General features: G+C 29.5%; 26 protein-coding genes. 1 reads left to right on the top strand and 25 read right to left on the bottom strand.

The genetic code is table 11. From position 1 onward, the window contains the following. Positions 1–31: 31 nt before the first annotated feature. The 25 genes from T514_RS0103270 to T514_RS0103150 form a co-directional block, all read right to left on the bottom strand. On the bottom strand, positions 32–2143 hold the full coding sequence (locus tag T514_RS0103270; RefSeq protein ID WP_027623475.1) for a polyribonucleotide nucleotidyltransferase: 2112 nt from the start codon (positions 2141–2143) through the stop codon (positions 32–34). Positions 2144–2261: 118 nt separating this feature from the next. Then, entirely contained in the window at positions 2262–2525 is a 264-nt protein-coding gene (gene rpsO, locus T514_RS0103265) for a 30S ribosomal protein S15 (RefSeq protein ID WP_027623474.1), read from the bottom strand. Between the two features lie 88 nt (positions 2526–2613). Further along, complete coding sequence (locus T514_RS0103260; RefSeq protein ID WP_027623473.1) at positions 2614–3579, bottom strand: bifunctional riboflavin kinase/FAD synthetase; 966 nt, start codon at positions 3577–3579, stop codon at positions 2614–2616. Positions 3580–3590: 11 nt separating this feature from the next. Next, a complete protein-coding gene (gene truB / locus T514_RS0103255) occupies positions 3591–4457 on the bottom strand; it encodes a tRNA pseudouridine(55) synthase TruB (protein WP_027623472.1) in 867 nt (288 codons plus the stop codon). Beyond that, positions 4458–5420, bottom strand: a complete 963-nt coding sequence (locus tag T514_RS0103250) for a DHH family phosphoesterase (RefSeq protein ID WP_027623471.1) — start codon at positions 5418–5420, stop codon at positions 4458–4460. Next, the gene (rbfA, locus tag T514_RS0103245; protein WP_027623470.1) at positions 5407–5772 is read right to left on the bottom strand and encodes a 30S ribosome-binding factor RbfA; all 366 of its coding nucleotides are present in this window, start codon (positions 5770–5772) and stop codon (positions 5407–5409) included. Before rbfA ends, T514_RS0103250 begins: the two co-directional genes overlap by 14 nt. Positions 5773–5788: 16 nt before the next feature. After that, positions 5789–7879 carry a translation initiation factor IF-2 gene (gene infB / locus T514_RS0103240; protein WP_027623469.1) on the bottom strand — a complete coding sequence of 697 codons (2091 nt, stop codon included), beginning with the start codon at positions 7877–7879 and terminating at the stop codon, positions 5789–5791. Then, the gene (locus tag T514_RS0103235; RefSeq protein WP_027623468.1) at positions 7866–8210 is read right to left on the bottom strand and encodes a ribosomal L7Ae/L30e/S12e/Gadd45 family protein; all 345 of its coding nucleotides are present in this window, start codon (positions 8208–8210) and stop codon (positions 7866–7868) included. The genes infB and T514_RS0103235 overlap by 14 nt, the downstream gene beginning before the upstream one ends. Beyond that, positions 8200–8469, bottom strand: coding sequence for an RNase P modulator RnpM (rnpM, locus tag T514_RS0103230; RefSeq protein WP_027623467.1), 270 nt, complete (start codon positions 8467–8469; stop codon positions 8200–8202). The genes T514_RS0103235 and rnpM overlap by 11 nt, the downstream gene beginning before the upstream one ends. A gap of 29 nt (positions 8470–8498) precedes the next feature. Next, positions 8499–9548, bottom strand: a complete 1050-nt coding sequence (gene nusA / locus T514_RS0103225; RefSeq protein WP_027623466.1) for a transcription termination factor NusA — start codon at positions 9546–9548, stop codon at positions 8499–8501. 18 nt (positions 9549–9566) lie between these two features. Then, positions 9567–10028, bottom strand: a complete 462-nt coding sequence (rimP, locus tag T514_RS0103220) for a ribosome maturation factor RimP (protein ID WP_027623465.1) — start codon at positions 10026–10028, stop codon at positions 9567–9569. Between the two features lie 403 nt (positions 10029–10431). Further along, a complete protein-coding gene (gene ispG / locus T514_RS0103215) occupies positions 10432–11481 on the bottom strand; it encodes a flavodoxin-dependent (E)-4-hydroxy-3-methylbut-2-enyl-diphosphate synthase (protein WP_027623464.1) in 1050 nt (349 codons plus the stop codon). Between the two features lie 11 nt (positions 11482–11492). Beyond that, on the bottom strand, positions 11493–12506 hold the full coding sequence (rseP, locus tag T514_RS0103210; protein WP_027623463.1) for an RIP metalloprotease RseP: 1014 nt from the start codon (positions 12504–12506) through the stop codon (positions 11493–11495). Between the two features lie 29 nt (positions 12507–12535). Continuing rightward, the gene (dxr, locus tag T514_RS0103205; protein WP_027623462.1) at positions 12536–13696 is read right to left on the bottom strand and encodes a 1-deoxy-D-xylulose-5-phosphate reductoisomerase; all 1161 of its coding nucleotides are present in this window, start codon (positions 13694–13696) and stop codon (positions 12536–12538) included. Positions 13697–13733: 37 nt separating this feature from the next. Next, positions 13734–14702, bottom strand: a complete 969-nt coding sequence (locus T514_RS0103200; RefSeq protein WP_027623461.1) for an AI-2E family transporter — start codon at positions 14700–14702, stop codon at positions 13734–13736. A 114-nt stretch (positions 14703–14816) separates the two neighbouring features. Next, on the bottom strand, positions 14817–15614 hold the full coding sequence (locus T514_RS0103195; RefSeq protein ID WP_027623460.1) for a phosphatidate cytidylyltransferase: 798 nt from the start codon (positions 15612–15614) through the stop codon (positions 14817–14819). Positions 15615–15638: 24 nt separating this feature from the next. After that, entirely contained in the window at positions 15639–16400 is a 762-nt protein-coding gene (locus tag T514_RS0103190) for an isoprenyl transferase (protein WP_027623459.1), read from the bottom strand. Between the two features lie 67 nt (positions 16401–16467). Then, positions 16468–17025, bottom strand: coding sequence for a ribosome recycling factor (gene frr, locus T514_RS0103185; protein ID WP_027623458.1), 558 nt, complete (start codon positions 17023–17025; stop codon positions 16468–16470). A 13-nt stretch (positions 17026–17038) separates the two neighbouring features. Further along, positions 17039–17752 (bottom strand): UMP kinase, encoded by a 714-nt coding sequence (pyrH, locus tag T514_RS0103180; protein WP_027623457.1) that lies wholly within the window; start codon positions 17750–17752, stop codon positions 17039–17041. A gap of 99 nt (positions 17753–17851) precedes the next feature. Next, a complete protein-coding gene (tsf, locus tag T514_RS0103175) occupies positions 17852–18775 on the bottom strand; it encodes a translation elongation factor Ts (RefSeq protein ID WP_027623456.1) in 924 nt (307 codons plus the stop codon). Between the two features lie 74 nt (positions 18776–18849). Beyond that, positions 18850–19551: a 30S ribosomal protein S2 gene (gene rpsB / locus T514_RS0103170; protein WP_027623455.1), complete on the bottom strand. Its 702-nt coding sequence runs from the start codon at positions 19549–19551 to the stop codon at positions 18850–18852. Between the two features lie 393 nt (positions 19552–19944). Further along, positions 19945–20721 carry a GTP-sensing pleiotropic transcriptional regulator CodY gene (gene codY / locus T514_RS0103165; RefSeq protein WP_027623454.1) on the bottom strand — a complete coding sequence of 259 codons (777 nt, stop codon included), beginning with the start codon at positions 20719–20721 and terminating at the stop codon, positions 19945–19947. A 306-nt stretch (positions 20722–21027) separates the two neighbouring features. Then, positions 21028–23121 (bottom strand): type I DNA topoisomerase, encoded by a 2094-nt coding sequence (topA, locus tag T514_RS0103160; protein ID WP_027623453.1) that lies wholly within the window; start codon positions 23119–23121, stop codon positions 21028–21030. Between the two features lie 107 nt (positions 23122–23228). Then, entirely contained in the window at positions 23229–24317 is a 1089-nt protein-coding gene (gene dprA / locus T514_RS0103155; RefSeq protein ID WP_027623452.1) for a DNA-processing protein DprA, read from the bottom strand. Positions 24318–24328: 11 nt separating this feature from the next. Further along, complete coding sequence (locus T514_RS0103150; RefSeq protein WP_027623451.1) at positions 24329–25834, bottom strand: YifB family Mg chelatase-like AAA ATPase; 1506 nt, start codon at positions 25832–25834, stop codon at positions 24329–24331. A gap of 234 nt (positions 25835–26068) precedes the next feature. Here T514_RS0103150 and T514_RS0103145 point away from each other — a divergent pair, with 234 nt between their 5' ends. Beyond that, on the top strand, positions 26069–26437 hold the full coding sequence (locus tag T514_RS0103145; protein WP_027623450.1) for a YraN family protein: 369 nt from the start codon (positions 26069–26071) through the stop codon (positions 26435–26437). Position 26438: the final 1 nt, after the last annotated feature.

Raw genomic sequence — 26438 nt, 5'->3', positions numbered from 1 at the left:
AATAAAAAGGCACAAAGCCCTTCTATTTTTGTTATTTTATTTCATCCTTATTATCGGATTCCTTTTTGATGGCATCTCTTCTAGAAAGATTAACTCTTCCTTGTTCGTCAATATCTGTTACTTTTACAAGAATTTCATCCCCAACAGATACAATATCTTCAACTTTATTTACTCTTGTAAAGTCAAGTTTTGATATATGAACTAATCCTTCTTTACCAGGTAAAACTTCTACGAAGGCTCCAAAATTAGTTATTCTTGTAACCTTTCCTAAATATATTTCTCCAACCTTAACATCCTTTGTTAAATCATCTATAATCTTAAGAGCTCTATCTGCTCCCACGCTATCATTTGACATAATGTAGATCTTTCCATCTTCTTTTATATCAATTTTTACGCCTGTTTCTGCTATAATCTTATTAATTGTTTTTCCGCCAGCACCTATAACATCTCTTATCTTTTCAGGATCTATAGACATTGTGTAAACTCTTGGTGCATATGGTGAAAGTTCTTTTTTAGCTTCAGGGATACACTGATGTATTTTTTCTAATATAAATAAACGAGCTTTTTTTGCTTCCTCTAAAGTAATTTTTATACATTCATTTGATAATCCATGAATTTTAGTATCAACTTGAATAGCAGTTATTCCCTTAACAGTTCCAGCTACTTTAAAATCCATGTCTCCAAAGAAATCTTCGATACCTTGAATGTCTGTAAGAACTTCTTCTTCAGTTAAATCCTCGCTAGTAACAAGTCCCATAGCTATTCCTGCAGCAGGTCTTCTAATTGGAACTCCAGCATCAAGTAATGCTAATGTACTTCCACATACACTTGCCTGTGAAGTTGATCCATTAGAACTTAAAACTTCAGATACAAGTCTCACAGTATATGGAAACTCTTCTTCTGAAGGAATTAATGGCTCTAAAGCTTTTTCTGCTAAAGCACCATGACCAATTTCTCTTCTTCCTGGTCCCCTAAGTGGTCTTACTTCACCAGTACTGTATGATGGGAAATTATAATGATGCATATATCTCTTAAATTCCTCATCACCAAGACCATCAAGTATTTGTACATCACCAAGTGGTCCTATAGTAGCTACAGTCATTACCTGAGTTAATCCTCTTGTGAATAATCCAGTACCATGAGTTCTTGGAAGTAATCCTACTTCACAGCTGATAGGTCTTATTTGGTTAAAGGCTCTACCATCTGGTCTTCTCTTTTCTTTAAGAATCATATGTCTTACTACTTCTTTTTGTATTCTATATACTACATCACCTATATCTGCTTTATTATCAGGATATTTTTCACCAAATTCCCCATCAATTTTTTCTTTTACTGTATCCATAGCTGCATTTCTTTCATCTTTATCTGTAATATACATAGCTTCTTTTATCATATCGAAAGCAAAGTCTCTTACTTCAAATTCTATATTTTCATCAACTTTATATAGTACAGGTTCAACCTTTTCTTTTCCAAATTTAGCCATAGCCTCTTCTTGGAATTCAACTATTTTCTGACACTGATCAAAAGCAAACATTATAGCTTTATACATTGTATCTTCTTCTACTTCTTCTCCACCTGCTTCAATCATCATAACTCTTTCTTTTGTAGCACAAACAGTAAGAGTTAATTCTGTTTTTTCTCTTTGGGCTTGAGTAGGGTTTAATATAAACTCTCCATCAATTAATCCTACAGAAACAGTAGCAACTGGTGTAGTGAAAGGAATACTAGATAAACATAAAGCTAAAGATGCTGCATTCATAGCTAAAATATCTGGTGCATTATCCTGTTCTACAGATACAACGGTACAAACTATTTGTACATCGTTTCTATATCCCTTAGGGAATAATGGTCTTAATGGTCTATCTATAGCTCTAGCATGAAGTATTGCCTTTTCTGAAGGCCTACCCTCTCTTTTTATAAATCCTCCTGGTATTTTACCTACAGCATATAACCTTTCTTCATATTCAACACTTAATGGAAAAAAGTCTATGCCCTCCCTTGGTTCTTTTGATGCATTGGCATTTACTAATACTACTGTATCTCCATAGCTTACAAGTATAGCGCAATCTGAAAGAGCACCTACTTTCCCAGATTCTACTTTAAGCGTTCTTCCAGCTACAGTAGTTTCAAGTATATGACTCATAATTTACCTCCCTTCAAATTATACATTATTATTATCCTATCTTATTAATTTTTTTATACAGTTATAAAAAATTAATTCAAAATAATAGAGCGGTCGAAGCCGCTCTAATACATTTTGTTTACTTTCTTAAACCTAATTCCTTAATGATTGCACGATATCTTTCAATATCTTTCTTTTCTAAGTAATTTAAAAGACCTCTTCTTTTACCAACCATCATTAAAAGACCTCTTCTTGAATGGAAATCCTTCTTATGAGCTTTTAAGTGATCATTTAAGTGATTGATTCTTTCTGTTAAAAGTGCGATCTGAACTTCTGGAGAACCAGTATCTCCTTCATGTCTTGCATGTTTTGCTAAAATTTCATTTTTTAATGCCTTATCCATTTACTAAACACCTCCGATTGTTATATCCCCTTAGTCCAAGAATACCGACGGCAACACAGTAATCTTAGGTTAAGGTTCACGAAACTAATTATAACAAAGAACTTTCATATTGTAAATCTCTTTTTATAATTAATTCTAAATTTTGCTTATCTACGTAATCTTTATCTTTTTTAATTCTATGGGATAACTCTTCAATAGAGTTGAATTTCTTCTCATCTCTTATTCTATTTATAAAATATAATCTTATTTTCTCATCATATATATCTTTATTAAAATTTAATATATGTGTTTCTATACTTAGTTTTTCATTTTCTACTGTTGGATTATACCCTACATTAGTTACTCCCTTAAAATATTTTCCATTATATTGTACTACAGTAAAATATACTCCACCTCTTGGTATTACAAATTCTTTATTATAGTCCAAGTTTATTGTTGGAAAACCCATAACTCTACCAATTTGTCTCCCTTTTATAACGGCTCCAAAAAGGGAAAATGGTCTCGAGAGCATGGCATTTGCCTTATCCATATCACCAGCATCAGCAATTACATGCCTAATATGTGAGCTTGAAACAATTTCTTTTTTATATTTTACTGGTTTTATTATAAATAGTTCAAAACCATATTTTTTACTTAATTCTTTTAACAGTTCCACATCCCCTAAATTTTTATAACCGAATCTATAGTTAAATCCAACTACAATGCCTTTGACATTATAGTTTTCTGTAATATTTAATATAAATTCTTCAGGAGAAAGGTTCATAAACTTCTTGTTAAAGTTAACAAGCCTTAAAACGTCTAATCCTTTATGGCTTAAAACTTTTAATTTAGTTTCTTTATCCATTAAAAGCTTTGGCATAATTTCTTTATTAATAATAGATAAGGGATGATTGTTAAAAGTAAATACCATACTCTTGCCATTATTTTTTTTAGCAAGTTCTATGGCTTTATCTATCAATTTCATATGTCCCAAATGCAAGCCATCAAAACTTCCAAGTGAAACATAAGTATTATAATGTGATTTTTCCCTTATTTCTTCTTCTATTATATCCATTATTATTACTCCTATACAAGTAATTTAACAATTTTAAACCCTTCTGCATTTTTTTTACCTAATCCAATAAATTTATTTTCTATGTATACCCTAAGAATGGTATTTTCCTTTATTCCCTGTGTAGCATATTTATTAGTAAGGGTAGCTCCATTTAGTAAAAGTATTTCATATCTTTTATCCATATTAACAGCATCATATTTAAATAGGGCTTTATCCATAGGTATTATGTAATTTTGTACATTTTCCTCATCTAAATCCTCAATATTAATAGAATTCTCAGCAGTAAATGCACCTGTTTTAGTTCTCTCTAAAGACCACATAGTTCCTCCTACCCCTAGCATTTTTCCAATATCATAGCAAAGACTTCTTATATAAGTTCCTTTTGAACATTCAACTTTAAAAGTTACAAAAGGAATGTCTATACTCAAAATATCTATAGAATATATGTTAATTCTTCTCTTTTCTCTTTCCACTTCTATTCCTTGCCTAGCTAATTCATAAAGTCTTTTCCCATTGACTTTAAGTGCTGAGTACATAGGAGGAACTTGATCTATTTCACCTTCAAATGACTTAATACATTCCTTAATTGAAGACTCATCTATATTAACTAAATTTTCCTCAATAATTTTACCTTCCCTATCATAGGTATCAGTTACTATTCCGAGTTTTAATTTAGCTACATAAATTTTATTTTCATTCATTATATAATCTACTATTTTAGTTGAATTGCCTATGCATATAGGTAATACACCAGTAGCTAGAGGATCTAATGTACCCGTATGTCCAACCCTTTTAATTTTGCATATCTTTTTAACTCTTCTTACCACATCAAAGGAAGTCATACAAGAGGGCTTATAAATATTTAATACTCCATTCATCTATATTAACTCTTCTTTTACTAAATTTAATATAAGCTCTCTAGCTTCTTCTAATGATTTATTCTTTATTGATATACCCGCTGCTCTTATATGGCCTCCTCCTCCAAGGCATTCTGCTACTTTTCTAACATCTACCTTGGATTTAGATCTTAAACTAACCTTTATTTCTCCATCCTTCTCTTTTAATAGCACTGTTACTTCTACAGTATCAATACTGTTTCCAAAAGATACTACATCAGAAGTATCCGTATTAGGATCTATGTTTAATTCATGAAACATTTCTTTTGTTACTTCCATAACGCATATATTTGAGTTAATCAATTTCATTTTATCAAACACTAATCCATATAACTTAAATCTATTAAATTCTTTATTATCAAATACTTTTCTATGAATGCTACTAAAGTCAATACCTGTATTTATTAAATCTCCAGCAATACCATGTGTAATAGAAGTTGTATTTGAATATCTGAAAGAACCTGTGTCTGTAAGTATAGACGTGTAAAGACAAGATGCTATATCTTCATCCACAGTTACTCCTAAAGATCTAAGCATTTGGTATACTATTTCTCCCATACATGATGCATTAGAATCTACAAAATTCAAATCGCCATATAATTCATTTGAAATATGATGATCTACATTTATTAGGGTATAATTCTTATTACTTAAATCTATATTGGCATTTACTCTTTCAAAATTACTACAATCTAAAACAATAACACAATCTGTTCCTTCTTTAACTTGTGACAAGTCCTTACTTATTTCTTCGCTACAAGGTAAAAATTTAAAAGTTTCAGGTATATTTTCTTTAGATATTATATATACGTTCTTATTAAGCTTTCTAATTCCTTGTAAAAGCCCTAATGAGCTACCTATAGAATCTCCATCAGGAGAAATATGAAAAGTTATACCTACTGTATTACTTTCTTTTATAATATCTAAGATATTATTCATTATCATGGTTTTCTCTCTCCTTTATTTCAGCAAGTAGAGCGTCTATATGCATACCATGTTCTATAGTTTCATCTAACTCTATAATTATTTCTGGTGTATATCTTAAATTTATCCTATGGCCAATTTCCCTTCTAATAAACCCACTAGAGTTCTTTAGAACAGTTAAAGTATTATTTTTTGTTTCCTCGTTTCCAAAAATACTTACATAAACTTTAGCGTATCTCAAGTCCTTTGTAACATCAACCTTAGTAACACTTACCATGGCACTCATTCTTGGATCCTTAATATCCTGTTGTATTATACTTGAAACTTCCTTTTTTACTTCTTCGTTTATTCTTCCACCTCTATATTTAGCCATAAAAATTCACTCCTAATCATAGCTTAACTTTTTTTATTTCTTCCATAGTATATGCTTCTATTATGTCTCCTTCTTTAAGGTCATTAAACTTTTCAATCATAATTCCACATTCATATCCTGCTGCTGCTTCTTTAACATCGTCTTTGAATCTCTTTAAAGATGCTAATTCTGATTCATTTACTACTATTCCATCTCTTATAATTCTTACGCTAGAATTTCTTGTTATTTTTCCATCTAAAACATAACAACCAGCTACTGTTCCAACATTGGAAATCTTATAGGTTCTTCTAACTTCTACTCTTCCTTGTATTACCTCTTTATAATCTGGTTCAAGCATACCTATCATAGCAGCTTTAATGTCTTCTATAGCAGTATATATAACCCTGTAAGTTTTAATATCTACCTTTTCTTTATCTGCTGCTGCAATAGCATTTGAATCTGGTCTTACATTAAATCCTATTATAATTGCATTAGATGCATTAGCCAAAATAACATCTGTTTCAGTAATAGCACCAACACCACCATGGATAACTCTTACCTTTATTTCTTCTGTTGAAAGCTTCTCAAAAGACTGTTTTACTGCTTCTACAGAACCTTGAACATCTGCTTTTACAATAATATTTAATTCTTTTATCTTACCTTCTTTAATTTGGCTATATAAGTCTTCTAAGGATACCTTGTGAGTTGATTGTAAATATTCACTTCTTTCCTTTTCTTTTCTTTTTTCAGCCATTTCTCTTGCAGTTTTTTCATCTTTAACTACATTAAATCTATCTCCAGCTGAAGGTACTTCTGATAGTCCTAATATTTCCACTGGAATTGATGGACCTGCTGATTTAATCTTCTTTCCTTTATCATCAAACATAGCTCTTATTCTACCATAAGTTGAACCAACTATTATAGAATCTCCAACATTTAAAGTTCCATTTTGAACAAGTAATGATGCAACAGATCCTCTTCCTTTATCAAGTTTCGCTTCAATTACAGTTCCTTTTCCTTTTCTATGGGAATTTGCTTTAAGCTCTTCCATTTCAGCTGTTAAAAGTACCATTTCAAGTAGTGAGTCTATACCTTCCCTTGTATGAGCTGATACTGGAACTGTTATAGTATCTCCACCCCAATCTTCAGCTATAAGTCCTTTTTCAGATAACTGCTGCTTTACTCTATCTGGATTTGCACCAGGTCTATCCATCTTATTTATTGCGACAATCATAGGAACATTAGCAGCCTTACAATGATTTATAGCTTCTTCTGTCTGAGGCATAATACCATCATCTGCAGCTACTACTAATATAACTATATCTGTAATTTGAGCTCCTCTTGCTCTCATTGATGTAAAAGCTTCATGTCCTGGTGTATCTAAAAATGTTATTTTTTCTCCATTTATATTTACAGTATAGGCACCAATATGCTGAGTTATACCACCTGCTTCTGAAGCTGCTACTTTTGATTTTTTTATAGCATCTAATAAAGAAGTTTTACCATGGTCAACGTGACCCATAACAGTTACTACTGGAGGTCTTTTTTCCATGCCTTCTTCATTTTCCTCATCTTCATCTTCTTCTACTGCTTCTAATTCTAAATTCTTCTCTTTTTGTACAACAAGAGCTTCAAACTTTTCTCCTAACTTTTCTGCAGTTTGAAAATCAATTTCTTGATTTATTCCTGCCATAACACCCATGAATATAAGTTCTCTTATTACTTCTGTATAAGGTTTTTCTAGTTTATCAGAAAATTCCTTAACAGTTATAGTATCATCCATTTCTATTAAAATATCTGTGCTTGGTTTTTCTTCTGTTTTTATATTATTATTATCTATTTCTTCATCCTCATTCTTTCCTTTAGATTTTTTATTCTTAGGTTTTACTTTTATTACTTCTTCTTGTAATTCTCCATATTTTTCTTCTATATTGTCATCTAAATCATTTGTAGAATTATTTTTAGCATTTTCACCATATAGTTCTTTTATTAATTGCGCATCTTCTTCTTCGATTACACTCATATGATTTTTTACTTCTATATCAAATTCATCTTTTAATAAACTTATTAAATCTTTACTAGACATACCTAGTTCTTTTGCTAATTCATATACTCTAATTTTTGACAAAACATTCACCCCCGAAACTATTTTCCTCTTTCTCTTTCCATAGTTGTGATAACTTGGTAGCCATCGAAGTATCAATTATTCCAATTATATTTATTTTATCTCTTCCAAGTATCCAAGATAAATCTTCTCCGCTACATCCAATAATAATAGGAATATCTCTTGTACTAGCCATTCTTTCAAACTTTTCTCTAGTATTTTCTGAAGCCTCTTTTGATACAATTATTAAAGCACATTTATTATTTCTTAAAGCTTCTTCACATTTATTGTATCCTTCTATACATTTGCCAGCTTTTTTGGCTATTCCTAGAAAGGAAATAAATTTATCCTTCATTCATTATCTCTTCCTTTAATTTATTGTAAATCTCTTCACTTATGGTGGTTTCCAAGTTTCTTTCTAACCTCTTACTTTTGAAAGATTTTTGAAGACATTCTGCATTTTTACAAATGTAAGCACCTCTTCCAGGTTTTTTACCAGTTAAATCTATAGAAACCTCTTCTTCTTTATTTTTTACTACCCTTATAAGTTCCTTTTTAGGTTTCATTTCCCCGCAGCCAGTGCACATTCTTTGAGGTATCTTTTTAACTTTCATAAATTCACCACCCTTCGATTAATACCCAGTTATTCAGAAACTTGAGAAGAACTTTTTATATCAATCTTCCAACCTGTTAGCTTAGCAGCAAGTCTTACATTTTGCCCTTCTTTACCTATAGCTAAAGAAAGTTGATTATCTTCTACTACTACCCTAGCAGATTTATTATTCTCATCAATATCAACATCTAAAACCTTAGCTGGACTTAATGCGTTTGCTATATACTCTTCTGGAAGTTTGCTCCATTTTATTATATCAATTTTTTCATTTTTAAGCTCATTTACTATGTTTTGAACTCTTATACCCTTAGGTCCTACACATGCTCCCATAGGATCTACATTTTCGTCATTAGAATACACAGCTATTTTAGTTCTAGAACCAGCTTCTCTTGCTATACTCTTTATTTCTACAACTCCACTATATATTTCTGGAACTTCTAGTTCAAATAATCTCTTCACTAAACCTGGATGAGTTCTTGACACTACAACCTGTGCACCCTTTGTAGTATTTTTCACTTCAACTATATATAATTTTAATCTTTCATTAAAATTATATGCTTCACCTGGCATTTGCTCATTAGGACCAAGTACAGCTTCTATTTTTCCAAGATCTACGAATACGTTAGATTTATCCTTTCTTATAACAGTACCTGTTAATATATCACATTCTTTTTCAATAAACTCATTGTATACAATTCTTCTTTCTTCTTCTTTTATCCTTTGAATAACTACTTGTTTTGCAGCCTGAGCAGCTACTCTTCCAAACTTTTTAGGAGTTACTTCAATATCTACTACTTCATCTAGTTCATATCTTGGATCTATATCTTTTGCTTCTTCAAGTGATATCTCATTTAGTTCATCTAGCACTTCTTCTACTACTGTCTTTCTTGAAAAAACATTTATTTCTCCAGTTTCTCTATTCATATTAACTATAACATTTTGTGTTGTAGCACCTTGTTTTGCATAATTCTTTTTATATGCTGCCACTAAGGCATCTTCTATAGTATTAAATATTAAATCTTCACTAATTCCCTTTTCTTTAACAATTTCCCTTAGTGCTTCCACAAATTCCTCATTCATTTTTGACTAAACCTCCCTCTAAAACTCTACCTTCAATTTAACTTTATTTATTTTTTCCCTTGGAATATCTATTTGTTTTCCATCGTTTTCTATATTTATAGAATCATTATTAAATCCTATTAATACACCTTCATATTTTTTACTTCCATTAAATAATGAAGATAATTTTATCTCAACTTCACTATTTATATATCTTTCAAAATGCTTATCGTTATGTAATTCTCTATCTATTCCTGGAGATGATACTTCTAAATAATAACTTTCTTCAATAGGATCAACTTCGTCTAGCATATCACTTATAGTTCTGCTTACCTTTTCGCAGTCATCAAGTCCTATTCCCTTTTCATCGTCTATATATATTCTTAAATAATTTTCTCCGCCTTCTTTTACAAATTCCAAATGATATAATTCATAGTTTAATTTGGTAACTATAGGTTCTATCAATGTAATAAGTTGTTTGATTAAATTCTCTTTCATCATGATAATCCCTCCTTATATATTATTTTGCAGTAAATTATAAATTAAATACAGAAATTAATTTAAAAACGCAACAAAAGTTGCGTTTTATACAAATAGAAAGAGCGGGCTTTTACCCACTCTTCTCCGTCAAAATTTTATCAGTACTCTTACTTGTCTTAATTGTAACATAATGAATACGTTATTTCAAGGAAAAGTTAACATTATATTTATAGTATACCCATTTATTATAAATTAAACAAGAATAAATGATTACTTTCTTATAATCATTTAACCATGATTATATAAAGCCTCTATACAATTTTATTAGCCTTAGCTCTCATTGCTAAATCTTCCTTACAGTAAACTCTCTTTGTTCCATTACTTCTACAATATTTTGGTTAGGTATACAAACATATTCTTCACATTACATTTTTTCTATTTCTTTAAATAGCTCCTCTACAAGCTCATTTTCCTTAACTTTTTTAATTATTTTCCCTTTTTTAAATAAAAGACCTTCTCCTTTTCCTCCAGCAATTCCTATGTCAGCTTCTCTTGCTTCTCCGGGTCCATTTACTATACACCCCATAACTGCTACCTTAATATTTTTATCCATTCCTTCCAATCTTTTTTCTACTTCCTCTGCAATATTTATAAGATTAATTTCCGTTCTTCCACAGGTTGGACAAGATATAAACTCTAATCCTTTATGTAAAAGTCCTAAGGATTTTAATATTTCTTTACCAGTCTTAATTTCATCAATTGGGTCACCAGTAAGAGATACCCTTATTGTATCACCTATTCCTTCAGCCAAAAGAGTTCCTATGCCTATGCTTGACTTTATAGTTCCTCTCCACAAGGTTCCAGCTTCTGTAACTCCAAGATGCAGTGGATAATCTACTTTCTTTGAAATAGATCTATAACTCTCTATCATTTGAATAACATTAGAAGACTTTATAGATATTACTATATCATTAAAATTAACTTCTTCTAATATTCTTACATGCTGTAGAGCACTTTCTACTAAAGCTTCTGAACACACACCACCATATTTTGATAACAATTCTTTATCCAAAGAACCTGAGTTAACCCCTATTCTTATAGGGATATTCTTACTCTTAGCACTTTTGGCTACTTCTCTTACTCTATCCATACTTCCTATATTTCCTGGATTAATTCTAAGAGCAGATACTCCATTTTCTATAGACGTTAAAGCTAATCTATGGTCAAAATGAATATCAGCTACCAAAGGTATATTGATTCTTTTTACTATATCTTTTATAGCATGTGCTGCATCTTCATCAGGTACAGCACATCTTATTATTTCACAACCTTCATTCTGTAAAGCTAATATTTGCTCTACAGTTTTAAATACATCTCTCGTATCTGTATTTGTCATAGACTGAATTGATATAGGAGCATCTCCTCCTACATATATGTTTCCCACTTTTACTTTTCTTGTCTTTGCTCTTTTCACTTAATCATCTCCTAAAACTTAATAGGATACAGTATATCTTTTATAGTAACCAATACCATTAAAGTCATAAGTATAGCAAAACCAATATAATTAATAACTCCAACTTTGTTACTATCAATTTTTCTTCTGGTTATGAGCTCTATTAAGAATAAAATAATCCAACCTCCATCTAATGCTGGAAACGGAATTATATTAAATATTGCTAACTGAACACTTAAATAAGCTGCAAAAGATAATAAACTAAAGAATCCTGCCTTAGCTGCTACCCCTGAAACTTTTATAATAGTTACTGGTCCTCCGAAATCATTTAAAGAAGCCTTTCCTTTAAAAATAGTTCCTAAAAACCCAAAGGTTTGATTTATTAAGGAATTTGTTTCAGCAAAACCATAAGTAATTGATTGCCCTATACTTGGATTTGTCACAGGTGTTGGCGCGACTCCTACCACATATCTATTTTCTTTTTCATTCTTTACAGGCATAACCTTTACAGATTTTATTTCATTATTTCTCTCATAAGTAATATTTAATGGATTTCCTTTATTAGTATATACTACAGTTATAAAATCTTCCCATGTAAGTATCTTTGTGTCATTTACTTTAAGTATTTTATCCCCCTCTTTAATACCTGCAACATACGCTGGTTTATTAACTTCTACCTGGCTTATTATAGGTGTATAATATCCTTTGCTGGCCGAAATAATCCCAAACAATACTATCGCTAATATTAAATTCATAAAAGGTCCTGCAGCAACTACACTTAATTTTTGCAGGGCAGATTTATTTGAAAATGCTCTTTCGTCTGTAGTATCCTCTCCATCTTCTCCTAACATCCTTACATATCCACCTATAGGTAATGCTTTAACATTATACTGAGTTTCACCTTTTTTAAATCCAAATAGTTTAGGTCCCATACCTATAGAGAATTCTTCTACTTTAACTCCATTTAATTTTGCTAATGTGAAATGTCCTAGTTCGTGTACAATTACTAATAAACTAAAAGCAAAAATTGCACCAATTATATTTATTATATTCACTTATATTCCTCCTTAAATATTTATAGAAAATACTTGTTTCTTAAATACTGTCTTACTTTTTCATCTATTTCTATTATTTCTTCTATAGTAGTGACTTTATGGTTTTCGTTAAATTTAGACATAGTTTCTTCTAAAATATCTCCTATGTCTAAAAATTTTATTCTTTTATTTAAAAACAATTCTACAGCTATTTCATTTGCTGCATTTAGAATTGCAGGCATTAACCCTTCTGCTTTGCCAGCCTCATAAGCTAATCTTAGTGGCTTAAAAGTTTCCATATCAGGCTTTTCAAAGGTTAAATTTTTAATCTTATAAAAATCTAACTTTTCTACTACAGCTTCTTTTCTTTCTGGAAAATTAAAAGCATATTGTATTGGTAATTTCATATCTGTTGTTCCAAGTTGAGCTATAATACTTCCATCCTTATATTCTACCATGGAATGCACTATACTTTCCGGATGAACAATTACTTGAATGTCATCATAATCAACATTAAATAAAAAATGCGCTTCAATAACTTCTAACCCTTTATTCATAAGAGTCGCTGAATCTATTGATATTTTTTTGCCCATGTTCCATCTGGGATGTTTTAATGCTTCGTCCACAGTAACATTTCTTAATTCAGTGGTACTTTTCCCTCTAAAAGGACCACCAGATGCAGTTAATAATATTTTATTTACATCTTTATTAGAATTTCCTCTTAAGCATTGAAATATAGCTCCATGTTCAGAGTCTACTGGAAGTATTTTTACATTATTTTTTAAAGCCTCTTCTATTATTATTTCTCCCGCCACTACCAAAGTTTCTTTATTAGCTAAAGCTATATCCTTTCCTGCTTGTATAGCTTTTAATGTTGGTCTAAGTCCTATCATCCCAACTACAGATGTTAATACTATATCTACTTCATCTAATGAAGCTATAGTATTTAATCCCTCTATTCCAAATAATATTTCTGTATTCTTATTATTTTCATTACAATAAATTTTTAGTTTTTCATAAGAAACATTATCCATTAAAGCAGCATACTTTGGATTAAATTCATTTATTATTTCTGCCACCCTTTCCCAACTCTTATTGGCAGATACAGCGGTTAAAGAAAAATTATCTTTTTCCTTCCTAATAACCTCCAAAGCTTGAGTTCCTATTGAGCCTGTAGCCCCTAATATACATATGTTTTTCAATACAATCTCTCCTTTGCAGTCATAACTTTTTAGAAAATCATATTTCTAATATACCTTTACAAATTATTATATATAAAGGTGCTGTTATCATTCCTATTATACCAAAAGCTTTTAGCCCAATATATAATGATAATAAAGTAAATATGGGATGTATTTTTAGTTTACTACTCATAAATTTCGTCTCCATAATTTGTCTGTTAATAAATAACAATATATAAAGACAAGTAAGTCCAAAAGCAATTATATAATTACCTATAGAAATATTATATAATACCAAAGGCATAAACATAATTATAGTCCCTACATAAGGTAATAAATCCAGTATACCACAAACTATACCTAGTATAATGTAGTTTTCTATATTCAAAGCCATAAGTCCAAATATAGTTTCCAAAGTAGTTATTAAAATTAAAAGTATTTCTACTTTTATTATGTTTTTGATATCTTTAATTTTTTCTTTAATAAACTCTGCTTGTTTTGGTGATATAAAATTTTTAGTCCAATTAAATATAACATATTTATCTACCAAAATAAAGTAAGCAGCTATATTAGCTACAAAATAATTCATGATGCTATCTGTGGTGTAAACTGCCCCTCTCCTTAAGAAATTACTATTAAGAACATTAAAATAATATTTTTCAATTTCCTTATTAATTCCTGTAAAATTCAAATTTAAATTCTTACTTAATTTCTCTAACCCATTTACAACCTTTACTATACTTTGAACAATTATATCTTTAATTCCATACAACCAATTACCAATATATATTATAAAAATTAATATTATCATATTTACAAAAATTACACTTATTATACCTTTAATTTTTCTATTATTGATGTTAAGTTTAGATAAAATTTTATATACTGGACTACAAAGGAAAAGTAAAATTACAATTACAAAGAATGGTTTAAAATATTTTTTTATGAATAAGGTGAATAAAACAACTATAACTAATGCAATAATACAATATATTAATTTTTTATTTTCATTTTTACTATAAAACAAAGTATTATTCTCCACATAAATGCTATACCATATTATATTCTATAATATTTACATATATTAATATAAAAAACACCTAGAGTTTTAATTCTAAGTGTTTTTATTTATATAATTTTATTAAATTCCTACTATAAAACTTAAATAATAAAATACCACTACTGATGAAAAAAGTATACTATCAAATCTGTCCAATATTCCACCATGACCTGGAATTAAGTTACTATAATCCTTTACCCCTACAAATCTTTTTATTGAGGATGCTACTAAGTCTCCAAATTGGACCAGTATTCCGCATAATGCACCTATTAAAAAAAAGTGTATTAAAGGTATATTTACACCTTTATTTACAACAAATATTCCTAAAATTCCACAGGAAAGCATACTTCCTAAAAATCCCCCTATAGACCCTTCAATAGTTTTTTTGGGACTTACCTTAGGACATAACTTATGTTTGCCAAAAAATTTTCCTGAATAATAGGCTGAAGTATCACATATCCAAGAAGATAAAAATATAAGCCAAATAAGATAGTTTCCATAAGGTTTATTATTCACTAATACAATAAAACTAAAAAATATTGGAACATATAAAAATCCTAATAAGGTAGTAGCTACATCAATGAAATTATATTCTATCTTTATAACAGGGATACTTAAGCATATCAAAGTTGCTAAAATGATTATGTAAAATAATAAATCCGTATTTATTCTTGTTCCTAAAGTTAAATAATATATTATACATAATATATATCCTACTATGCTAAAAGAATGAATATCCTTTTCCCGTAGAACCTTATAAAATTCATACAACCCGCATAATGATAATATAAAAACTAAATATTTTAAAAATATTCCTCCTATAAATAAAAAAACTATAAGAGGTGATAATATAAGAGCTCCTAAATATCTATTGTTCACTTTATCAACTCCTAAAAATTTCTTCTACTTTACGCCGCCAAATCTTCTATCTCTATTTTGATAATCATATATTGCTTTATGAAGGTAATCTTTATTAAAGTCTGGCCATTTTATATCAGAATACCAAAATTCAGCATAAGCACACTGCCATATTAAAAAATTACTAAGTCTTTTCTCTCCACTTGGTCTTATTATCAAATCTGGATCAGGCATATGTGATGTATATAGATAATTAGAGATCATATTCTCATCTATATCATCTTCATTTACTTTTCCATCTTTAATGTCATTATACAATAACTTTACAGCTCTAATAATTTCATCTCTACCACCATAATTTAAAGCTAGGTTTAAAGTTAAACCAGTATTATTTTTCGTTTTTTCATAAGCATCTTTCAATTCCTGCTGACATATTTCTGGTAACTTTGATGTATCTCCAATAGAATTTACAATTACATTATTTGAATGTAGTTCTTCTATCTCTTTTCTTAAATACTGAACTAAGAGTTTCATAAGAGCATTTACTTCGTCTTTAGGTCTTTTCCAATTTTCTGTGGAAAAAGCATATAAAGTTAAGTATTTAACTCCTATTTTATCACATTCCTTTACTATATCTCTTATAGTTTCAACTCCAGCCTTATGTCCCATACTTCTAGGAAGATTTCTTTCTTTAGCCCATCTTCCATTACCATCCATTATTATTCCAATATGTTTTGGTATATTGTTCATATCTAATGATATAGAGGTTTTTTCGTTTTTTGACTTATCATTAAAAAAATTCCACATATAGTATTCTCCATTTCACTCTCTATTCTACTAATAAAACCTGCGTAAACGCAGGTTTATAAATTTATTATACAGTCATGATTTCTTTTTCTTTTACCTCTATTATTTTGTCGATTTCCTTAACAAAATTATCAGTTTTCTTTTGAATGTCATCTTCTGCCTTCTTAATTTCATCTTCTGATATATCTGATTCTTTTTTAAGAGCTTTTATTTTATCATTACAATCTCTTCTTATGGATCTTATAGCTATTTTTGCTTCTTCTCCAGTTTTCTTTACATTTTTAACTAAATTTTTTCTTGTTTCCTCAGTAAGCTCAGGTATTAATAATCTAATAACTGTTCCATCATTATTAGGATTTAATCCTAAGTCTGATTTTAATATAGCTTTTTCTATAGCTTTTATAGCAGATTTATCCCATGGCTGTATCTGTAATACTCTTGGTTCTGGTACAGAAATGCTGCCTACCTGACTTAATGGAGTCATAGTTCCGTAATATTCAACTTCTATCTTGTCTAACATAGCAGGATTTGCTCTTCCAGCCTTCATTGAACCTAATTCCTTCTTTAATACGCTTACAGTTTTCTGCATTTTTCCTTCAGCTGTAGTTATTATTTCTTTTATCATTAAAAATACCTCCTTATCCTTTACACACTACAGTTCCTATTTTTTCTCCAGCTACTGCTTTCTTTATATTTTCAGGAGAATCTAGCCCAAAAACTAGTATAGGAATATTGTTGTCCATACATAATGATGTAGCAGTAGAATCCATAACTTGAAGTCCCTTATCTAATACATCAATGTAATTAAGAGTATCAAACTTCTTAGCATCCGCATATTTGTGTGGATCTTTATCATATACTCCATCAACCTTTTTAGCAAGCAATATTACATCTGCTTCTATTTCTGCTGCTCTAAGTGCTGCTGTAGTATCTGTTGAAAAATATGGATTTCCTGTTCCTGCTGCAAAAATTACTACTCTTCCTTTTTCTAGGTGTCTCATAGCACGTCTTCTTATAAATGGTTCAGCTACTTCTTTCATTTCTATAGCTGTTTGGACTCTTGTATTAACACCTAATTGTTCTAATGAATCTTGTAATGCTAATGCATTTATACAAGTAGCAAGCATTCCCATGTAGTCTGCAGTGGTTCTATCCATAGCTTCTCCATTTCTCCCTCTCCAGATATTTCCACCACCAACTACTGCTCCAATTTCAACTCCCATATCTACTAATTCTTTTATTTCTTTAGATATAGTTTGAACTATTTCAAAATCTATTCCATATCCATTTTTACCTGCTAAAGCTTCGCCTGAAAGTTTTAACATTATTCTCTTATATTTAATATCACTCATCTATATTATACCTCCAAACTGTTAAAAATTACATAGTAATTTTAAAATTCACTGGATTTTCCTTTCAAAAAAAGAGAACACGCAGTGTTCTCTTTTTAATTATTTTCCTTGCTGCATTTGTTTCATAACTTCTTCAGCAAAATCTTCTTCTTTCTTTTCTATTCCTTCTCCTCTTTCGTATCTTACGTATCCAGTAACTTTAATTTCTGCTCCAACTTCTTTGGATTTTTCTTGAAGATACTTTGTTATTGTTAAATCAGGATTTTTTACCCAAACCTGTTCAACTAAACAGTTTTCTTTATAATATTTATGAATTCTTCCTTCAACCATTTTGTCAACGATCTTTTCTGGTTTTCCTTCATTTAAAGCTTGAACTCTGTAGATTTCTCTTTCTTTATCTAAAGTTTCAGTATCAACTTCATCTCTGTTTAAGAATAAAGGATTTGCTGCTGCAACTTGCATTGCTACATCTTTAGCAACTTCTGATAATACTTCGCTTTCTTTTTCGCATTCAACTTTTACTAAAACACCAATTCTTCCGCCACCGTGAATATAGCTTTCAACTACTCCACTTTTAACTGAGAAATTACTGAATCTTCTTACAGACATATTTTCGCCAAGTTTAGCGATTAATGCTGTAACAGCATCTTTAACTGATATATTTTCATCTGCTATGTATTTTTCTTCTATAAATCCTTCTACAGTAGTTTCTGTAGTAGTAACTGCCATCTTAGCAACATTTACAGCTAATGCTTTAAAGTCATCGTTAGCTGCAACGAAATCAGTTTCACAGTTTACTTCTACTATAGATCCTGTTCTCTTATCATCGGATATATATGTTTCAACTAACCCTTCTGCTGCTACTCTTCCAGCTTTTTTAGCTGCTGCTGCTAATCCTTTTTCTCTTAAAAGCTCTATAGCTTTTTCTATATCTCCGTTAGTTTCTGATAACGCCTTTTTGCAGTCCATCATGCCTGCTCCAGTTCTCTCTCTTAAATCCTTTACCATCTGTGCACTTATCATAATGCATATCCTCCCGTTCTTTGTGATTTTTTAAAAGGTAAATGAAGTAAAACTTCATCTACCTTATAAATTAACTATTCAGCTAACTGTTCTCCCTGTCTTGCTTCTATAACAGCATCAGCTATTTTTGCAGTTATTAATTTTACTGCTCTTATAGCATCATCATTTCCTGGGATTACATAATCAACTTCATCTGGATCACAATTAGTATCTACTATAGCTACTACAGGTATACCTAATATTTTAGCTTCTGAAATAGCATTCTTTTCTTTTCTTGGATCTACTACAAATAAAGCTCCTATATTTGTAGAATTCATGCTCTTTATTCCACCTAAGTTCTTTTCTAATTTTTCTTCTTCTAACTTAAGTTTTGTAACTTCTTTCTTTGGAAGAACTTCAAATGTTCCATCTTGTTCCATTTGTTCTAATTCTTCTAAAGTCTTGATTCTTCCTTTTATAGTTTGGAAGTTTGTTAACATACCACCTAACCATCTGTTGTTAACAAAATGCATGTTACATCTTATTGCTTCTTCTTGGATAGCTTCTTGAGCTTGTTTTTTAGTTCCTACAAAAAGAACGTCTTTTCCTTCTCCTGCAACTTCTTTTATGAAGTTATAAGCTTCTTCTACTTTTTTTACAGTTTTCTGTAAATCGATAATGTAGATTCCATTTCTTTCTGTAAAAATGTATGGAGCCATTTTAGGGTTCCATCTTCTTGTTTGATGTCCAAAGTGAACACCTGCTTCTAATAATTGTTTCATTGAAATAACTGACATAATTTTATACCTCCTTGGTTTTTCCCTCCATTACCTTCATATTTATAAATTACCTAGATGGCACCATTTATAAATTAGGCAATGTGTGTATTTACTTACCTAAAGTAGTATATCACATGAAGTTGTGATGTTCAATAATAATTTTAAAATTTTATATAACTATAACTAAAAAACCTTTTTTAGTCATCATTTATATATTTTTCTATAATTATATAAATAAAAAAGTGATGAACACTTTTTAAGTAAATAACACAAAATTAAGAGTAAAGACAATTTTTCTTAATAGCAAAACATTTAGCTAAATTTAAATTTTTAGTAATAAAATGCTGAAAATTTATTCATTATTATTCACTATTCAATAAAAAACAGGATACTTTCGCATCCTGTTTTTTACTACTTTATCTTCTTTAATTCATCTAATAGCTTATCATTTAATATTCTGATATGAGTTCCTTTCATACCTAGAGATCTTGATTCAATAACTCCTGCACTTTCAAATTTTCTTAAAGCATTAACTATAACTGATCTTGTTATTCCAACTTTATCAGCTATCTTTGAAGCAACCAAAAGTCCTTCACTTCCATCTAATTCATTAAATATATGCTCAACAGCTTCTAGCTCTGAATAAGAAAGAGTTCCTATGGCAAGCTGCACAACAGCTTTCTTTCTTGCTTCCTCTTCAATTTCATCATGTTTTGCTCTAAGAATTTCAAGTCCAATAATAGTAGCACTATACTCAGCTAGTACAAGATCATCATCTGTAAACTTATCATCAAATCTAGCAATTAATAGAGTACCTAATCTTTCTCTATTACCATTGATAGGTACAATTGTAGTAAGCTTGTTTTCTATTGCACATTTTCCATCTTCTTCAAAAACACATCTACCATTATTCGTTAAATTCGCCAAAGTTTCATGTATGTTTAATAATTTATTGTTGTAAAAGTCTGGGAATCTCATTTCTGGAACTACTTTTTCTTTTACTACTTCACATTCAAATCCTGTTGAAAGGTCGTATCCAAGTATTTTTCCCTTTTTACTTATGATATAAACATTACATGATAAAACCTCACTTAATAGTTTACATATATCTTCAAATACAACTGGCTCTGTTCCTGATTTTTGAAGTATCTTATTTAATCTTCTTGTCTTATTTAAAAGTGATGACATTTTATAACTTCCTCCTCTATTTTATATACCATTCATTATTTTAGCCGCAGTTATATACTGGAATCTTTAATGTATTTTTTTAAATAATATTATATGATAAATTATAATATTCCATACAATTCTTGTTAAATTATTATGATTTTTTTTAATATTTAGAATTGTTGCCGCTACATTAACTATGATAACATACCAAATAATAAAATTCAACCATCTTATGCTAAATTTTTATATTTTGTTATCCAATTTCGACAATTTGAAACAATTCTTCTATAAAAATTACCATTTTGTATTTAAAATATCATCAAACTATTGTTCTTCTGTATTTTGCTGATATACTTTATTTTTACAATTTTCATTTGTACATTCAAAATAATTGCCTTTTGCCTTACTATACTTTTTCACCATATTTCCGCCACAAGCTTCACACTTATCTTTAACTGGCTCAAACCAGCTAACAAAATTACAATCTGGGTAATTACTGCAGCCATAAAACTTTCGTCCTTTTCTACTTCTTTTAACTAATATATTTCCTCCACACTTTGGACATTTAGCATCTATTTCTTCTACAATAGGTTTTGTATTTTTGCATTCTGGGTATCCTGGGCATGCCAAGAAGTCTCCAAACCTACCATGTTTAATCACCATGTTTCTTCCACACTTCTCACATATCACATCTGTTACTTTATCTTCTATAGTTACTTTAGCAACTTCTTTTTCAGCTTTATCTATAAGAACTTTAAGAGGACTGAAGAATTCATCAACTATATTAGTCCATTCTTCTTTTCCCTCTTCTACACTATCTAGCTTATTTTCCATCTCTGCAGTAAATTCCATATCAACAATAGGTTTAAAATACTCTGACATAATATCATTTACTATAAAACCTAATTCAGTAGTTTTTAGCGTCTTTTTTTCTCTCTCTATATATTTTCTTTCTAATAATGTAGAAATTATTGGTGAATAGGTACTTGGTCTTCCTATACCATTTTCCTCTAATGTTTTTACTAATGAAGCCTCTGAAAATCTTGCTGGAGGTTGTGTAAAATGTTGCTTTCCTTCTATAGATTTTTTTGCTAAAGTTTCATCTATTTCTAATTGAGGTAACTTAATACCTTCCTTTTCTTCATCAGTAGAATATTCATACAACTTCATAAATCCATCAAAATCTATAGAAGATCCTGAGGCCTTAAAACCATATTCCCCATTTACTATTTCTACAGATGTAACATTTAATATACAAGATGACATTTGACTAGCCATAAATCTTTTCCATATTAAAGAATATAGTTTATATTGTTCATCTGTTAAACTGTTTTTTGCTGAGTCTGGAGTTATATCTACATTTGTTGGTCTAATAGCTTCATGAGCATCTTGTGCATTCTTTTTACCCTTAAATTCCCTTGGGACTTTAGGAATATAATTTTCACCATACTTTTCTGTTAAAAACTTACCTGCTGCTTCCTGAGCGTCCTTTGAAATTCTAACAGAATCTGTTCTCATATAAGTTATTAATCCAATAGTACCGTGACCTTTTACATCCACACCTTCATATAATTGCTGAGCTATGGACATAGTTCTTTTTGTTGAAAAATTTAATTTCTTATAAGCATCCTGTTGTAATGTACTAGTAGTAAAAGGTGGTAAAGGATTCTTAGTCTTTTGTGACTTCTTTACGTTTTTTACTTTGAATTGTCCTTTTTCTATTTCTCCTATTATAAAGTCACTTTCTTCTTTATTATTTATTTCAACTTTTTTATTTCCTTTGGAAGATAACTTAACAAGAAAACTAGTCTTATTCTTATCCTTACGAAGATTGCATTCAATAGTCCAATATTCCTTTGGAATAAATTTTTCAATTTCTCTTTCCCTATCACATATCATCTTTAACGCCACAGACTGAACTCTTCCTGCACTTAGCCCCCATTTTACCTTTTTCCAAAGTATAGGACTTATCTCATATCCCACTAGTCTATCTAATACTCTTCTAGCTTGTTGAGCGTTAACTAAATCTATATTTATTTCTCTAGGTTCCTTTATAGCATTTTTTATAGCATTTTTCGTTATTTCGTGAAATTCTATTCTACATTTTTTTGTTTCGTCCATTTTTAATGCATTTAAAAGATGCCAAGATATAGCTTCACCTTCTCTATCAGGGTCAGTTGCCAAATAAATTTCATCGCACTTTTTTGCTTCCTTCTTTATTTTTTCTAGTAATTCTCCCTTTCCTCTTATAGTAATATATTTTGGCTTATAATTATTATCTATATCAACGCCTAATTGGCTTTTAGGAAGATCTCTTACATGACCCATAGATGCTTCTACTAAATAATTTTTACCTAAATATTTTCCTATAGTTTTTGCTTTTGCTGGTGATTCCACAATAACAAGTTTTTGTCCCATCTTATCCTCTGATAAAAAATACCAGAGTTTCACCCCCTATATGATAGTTTAGTTTTTACTATTAATTTTATTTTTTATATAATTGTATTATTATAATTTATAATATATTAAACACTATTTGCAATTCTAACATAATAATTACCAGAAAGGCAAGTTATTTGATTTTTAAGTTGCAATTCAAATAATACCTCATATAATCGCTTAATGTCAATATTAGTTATTTTTATTATGTCATCTATATGTATAGGACTATCCTTTATTATTTTAAAAATTTTTTCTTCTGTTTTATTATTGAAAGAAGATTTTCTTTCATTTTCATCAACATATGAAATATTTAAAATTTGAAAAATATCCTCTACAGAAGTTAATGGATATGCCCCATCTTTAATCAATCTATTTGTTCCTATACTTTTATCTGAAAATATAGATCCTGGTACTGCCATTACATCTTTTCCCTGTTCTAATGCATAGGATGCAGTTATTAAAGAACCACTTTTTTTAGACGCCTCCACTATAATAACTAAATTACTAATTCCACTAATTATTCTGTTTCTTAAGGGGAAATTATATGCATAAGGTGGAGTGCCTGGTATAAACTCTGATATTATACATCCATTCTTTAAAATTTCGTAGTATAATTCCCTGTTGCACTTTGGATATATTACATCAACGCCACAACCTAACACCGCACAAGTAAACCCATTATTTTTCAAAGTAGCTGCGTGTGCAAAAGTATCAATGCCTTTAGCCATACCACTTATTATATTTACATTATTTTTCCCCAATTTATCAGCAATTATTTTAGTAACATTTTCTCCATAATAACTATAATTCCTTGAACCTACTATGGCTACAGACTTATTTCTATTAAGTTTTTCTAAATTTCCTTTATAATATAATACCGTAGGAGCATCTTCATAATTTTTAAGTTTTTCAGGGTATATGCAATCATTATAATTTACTATATCTATTTTTTCCTTCTCCATTATTCTCTTTATATTATTTATTTTTTCTTTATTCCAAAAGCTTTTTAGTAAATTTTTTAATTTATCTTCGCCTATTCCTTCATTAATATATGTGTTTTTTGTTATAGAATAATTCCAAATGGCTTCAGTACTTTTAAACCGCTTTAATAAGCTTAATTTTAATTTATAAGAAAGTCTTACCATAGAAAACCATATATCATAATTATTCATAGCAATTCTCCTTAAACTATATTATTTAAAAACCTTCTATATTGAATAGCCTCAATTAAGTCTGATTCTTCTATTTTCTCTCTTCCATCTAAATCTGCAATTGTCCTTGAAACCTTTAATATTTTTGTATAAACTCTTGTACTAAAATTAAATTTTTTATACACATTCTCCATAAACTTTTCAGCTTTACTTGTTAAATTGCAATATTTCATTGCTAGGCTACTTCCCATCTCCCCATTGGTTAATATGTTATAATTTTGAAATCTATCTTTTTGAATATTTCTTGCTAAATCTATTCTTTTCTTTATATGTTTAGAACTTTCTCCTTTTTTTCTACATTTTATATTACTATACTCTAATTTTCTTAAGGAAGTATAAATGTCTATTCTATCTAACAATGGGCCAGATAACTTATTTATATATCTTTTCTTTTCTATTTCCGAGCATTCGCAAGGAATTTTGGAGCAGGGGCATGGATTTAGTGACCCTACTAACATAAAATTGCAAGGATACTCAACACTTCCTGAAGCCTTACTTATCTTTATTTTTCTATCTTCCAATGGCCCTCTTAAGGATTCTAGTACCCTTTTATTAAATTCTAATATTTCATCTAAAAATAGCACTCCATTATGAGCTAAAGATATTTCTCCTGGCATTAAATTTATTCCTCCCCCCACTAAAGCTATTTTTGATACAGTATGGTGCGGATCTATAAATGGACGATTAGTAATTAACCCATCTGTATCTTTTAATGCACCTGAAACACTGTAAATTTTTGTGCATTCTAATGACTCTTCATATGTGATATCAGGTAATATAGTGGGTATTCGTTTAGCAATCATTGTCTTCCCTGTACCTGGTGGTCCAAATAACATTATATTATGATTTCCTGCTGCTGCTATCTCCACTGCTCTTTTGGCACTTTCTTGACCAATAACTTCAGAAAAATCTACTGCATATTTATTTACATTTTTTACTTTATATTTTCTCTTATATGGAATCAGATCTTTATATTGCAAATAATAAGATACTTCTTTTAAATTTTCTAAAGGATATATATTTGCCTGTTCTATTATTGAACATTCATCTTTATTTTCCATTGGCACTATAAAGTTATTTTTCCCCTTTTTTATTCCCTCCATAACTATAGAAAGAGCCCCTTTAATCTTTCTTAATTCTCCAAGCAATGAGAGTTCACCCATAATCACATATTCATCTATATCTAAAATTTGAATTTGCTTTGTAGCTAATAGAATCCCAATAGCTATGGGTAAATCAAATAATGAGCCCTCCTTTTTTAAATCTGCTGGAGCTAAATTAACCACTATTCTTCCCACTGGAAATTCAAAATCAGAATTTATAATTGCTGCTCTTACTCTTTCTTTTGACTCTTTTACAGCAATATTTCCCATACCAACTATATTAAAGCATGGTAATCCTCTACTGATATCAACTTCTACACTTACCATTACGCCTTCTATACCTGTAAAAGTTGCAGTATTAATTCTTATAGCCATAAAATCACCTCTTTTAGATTCTTGACTAAAAAACTATTTTTATAAGAACAAATACAAAATTGACCGTTTTTTACTAATATTATTTATTTTTATATAAAAAAGCTTGTATATTTATACAAGCTTCTAAATTTTCAGTCTACTTTTTTTATAAAAATAACTTATCTAGTAGTATTTATAGTATAATATGGATATAATCAAAATATGTTTTCTATTTAGAATGAGAGGAGAGTATTTATGTATTCCTACAAAAAAGAAATAGGAAATCTTGGTGAAAATTTAGCTGAAAGTTATTTAATTCAAAATGGATACATTATATTAGACAAAAACTTCAGATGTAAGCAAGGTGAAATAGACCTCATAGGAAAGGATGGGGATTATATAAGTTTTATAGAAGTAAAGTCTAGGTATGGAAACTTATATGGTACCCCTGGAGAGGCAGTTAACTTTATAAAACAGTATAAAATATATAAAACTGCTCAAATGTATATATTAAAAAAGAAACTTTATAAATTCAACTTTAGGTTTGATGTTATAGAAATAATACTAAACCATCAAAATAATGATTTCTCTATTAGATTAATAAAGGATGCCTTTCAAATATAAT

Origin of the sequence: Clostridium lundense DSM 17049 (assembly GCF_000619945.1) — a bacterium.
Classification (GTDB): Bacteria; Bacillota; Clostridia; order Clostridiales; family Clostridiaceae; genus Clostridium_AO; species Clostridium_AO lundense.
The sequence above is the reverse complement of the archived record's forward strand: the minus strand, read 5'-3'. Positions and strand labels throughout refer to the sequence as shown.

Bases quoted from the DNA above. Each gene is read 5' to 3' on its own strand.
- nusA (WP_027623466.1), bottom strand. From the start codon at position 9,548: ATGAATGAGGAATTTGTGGAAGCACTAAGGGAAATTGTTAAAGAAAAG.
- T514_RS0103150 (WP_027623451.1), bottom strand. From the start codon at position 25,834: ATGGCTATAAGAATTAATACTGCAACTTTTACAGGTATAGAAGGCGTA.
- rimP (WP_027623465.1), bottom strand. From the start codon at position 10,028: ATGATGAAAGAGAATTTAATCAAACAACTTATTACATTGATAGAACCT.
- T514_RS0103270 (WP_027623475.1), bottom strand. From the start codon at position 2,143: ATGAGTCATATACTTGAAACTACTGTAGCTGGAAGAACGCTTAAAGTA.
- rnpM (WP_027623467.1), bottom strand. From the start codon at position 8,469: ATGAAAGTTAAAAAGATACCTCAAAGAATGTGCACTGGCTGCGGGGAA.
- tsf (WP_027623456.1), bottom strand. From the start codon at position 18,775: ATGATAAGTGCACAGATGGTAAAGGATTTAAGAGAGAGAACTGGAGCA.
- topA (WP_027623453.1), bottom strand. From the start codon at position 23,121: ATGGGACAAAAACTTGTTATTGTGGAATCACCAGCAAAAGCAAAAACT.
- frr (WP_027623458.1), bottom strand. From the start codon at position 17,025: ATGATAAAAGAAATAATAACTACAGCTGAAGGAAAAATGCAGAAAACT.
- rpsO (WP_027623474.1), bottom strand. From the start codon at position 2,525: ATGGATAAGGCATTAAAAAATGAAATTTTAGCAAAACATGCAAGACAT.
- T514_RS0103190 (WP_027623459.1), bottom strand. From the start codon at position 16,400: ATGTGGAATTTTTTTAATGATAAGTCAAAAAACGAAAAAACCTCTATA.
- rpsB (WP_027623455.1), bottom strand. From the start codon at position 19,551: ATGTCAGTTATTTCAATGAAACAATTATTAGAAGCAGGTGTTCACTTT.
- rbfA (WP_027623470.1), bottom strand. From the start codon at position 5,772: ATGGCTAAATATAGAGGTGGAAGAATAAACGAAGAAGTAAAAAAGGAA.
- T514_RS0103250 (WP_027623471.1), bottom strand. From the start codon at position 5,420: ATGATAATGAATAATATCTTAGATATTATAAAAGAAAGTAATACAGTA.
- codY (WP_027623454.1), bottom strand. From the start codon at position 20,721: ATGTCATCACTTTTAAATAAGACAAGAAGATTAAATAAGATACTTCAA.
- T514_RS0103235 (WP_027623468.1), bottom strand. From the start codon at position 8,210: ATGAAGGATAAATTTATTTCCTTTCTAGGAATAGCCAAAAAAGCTGGC.
- T514_RS0103260 (WP_027623473.1), bottom strand. From the start codon at position 3,579: ATGGATATAATAGAAGAAGAAATAAGGGAAAAATCACATTATAATACT.
- pyrH (WP_027623457.1), bottom strand. From the start codon at position 17,752: ATGAGTGATATTAAATATAAGAGAATAATGTTAAAACTTTCAGGCGAA.
- T514_RS0103145 (WP_027623450.1), top strand. From the start codon at position 26,069: ATGTATTCCTACAAAAAAGAAATAGGAAATCTTGGTGAAAATTTAGCT.
- dprA (WP_027623452.1), bottom strand. From the start codon at position 24,317: ATGAATAATTATGATATATGGTTTTCTATGGTAAGACTTTCTTATAAA.
- truB (WP_027623472.1), bottom strand. From the start codon at position 4,457: ATGAATGGAGTATTAAATATTTATAAGCCCTCTTGTATGACTTCCTTT.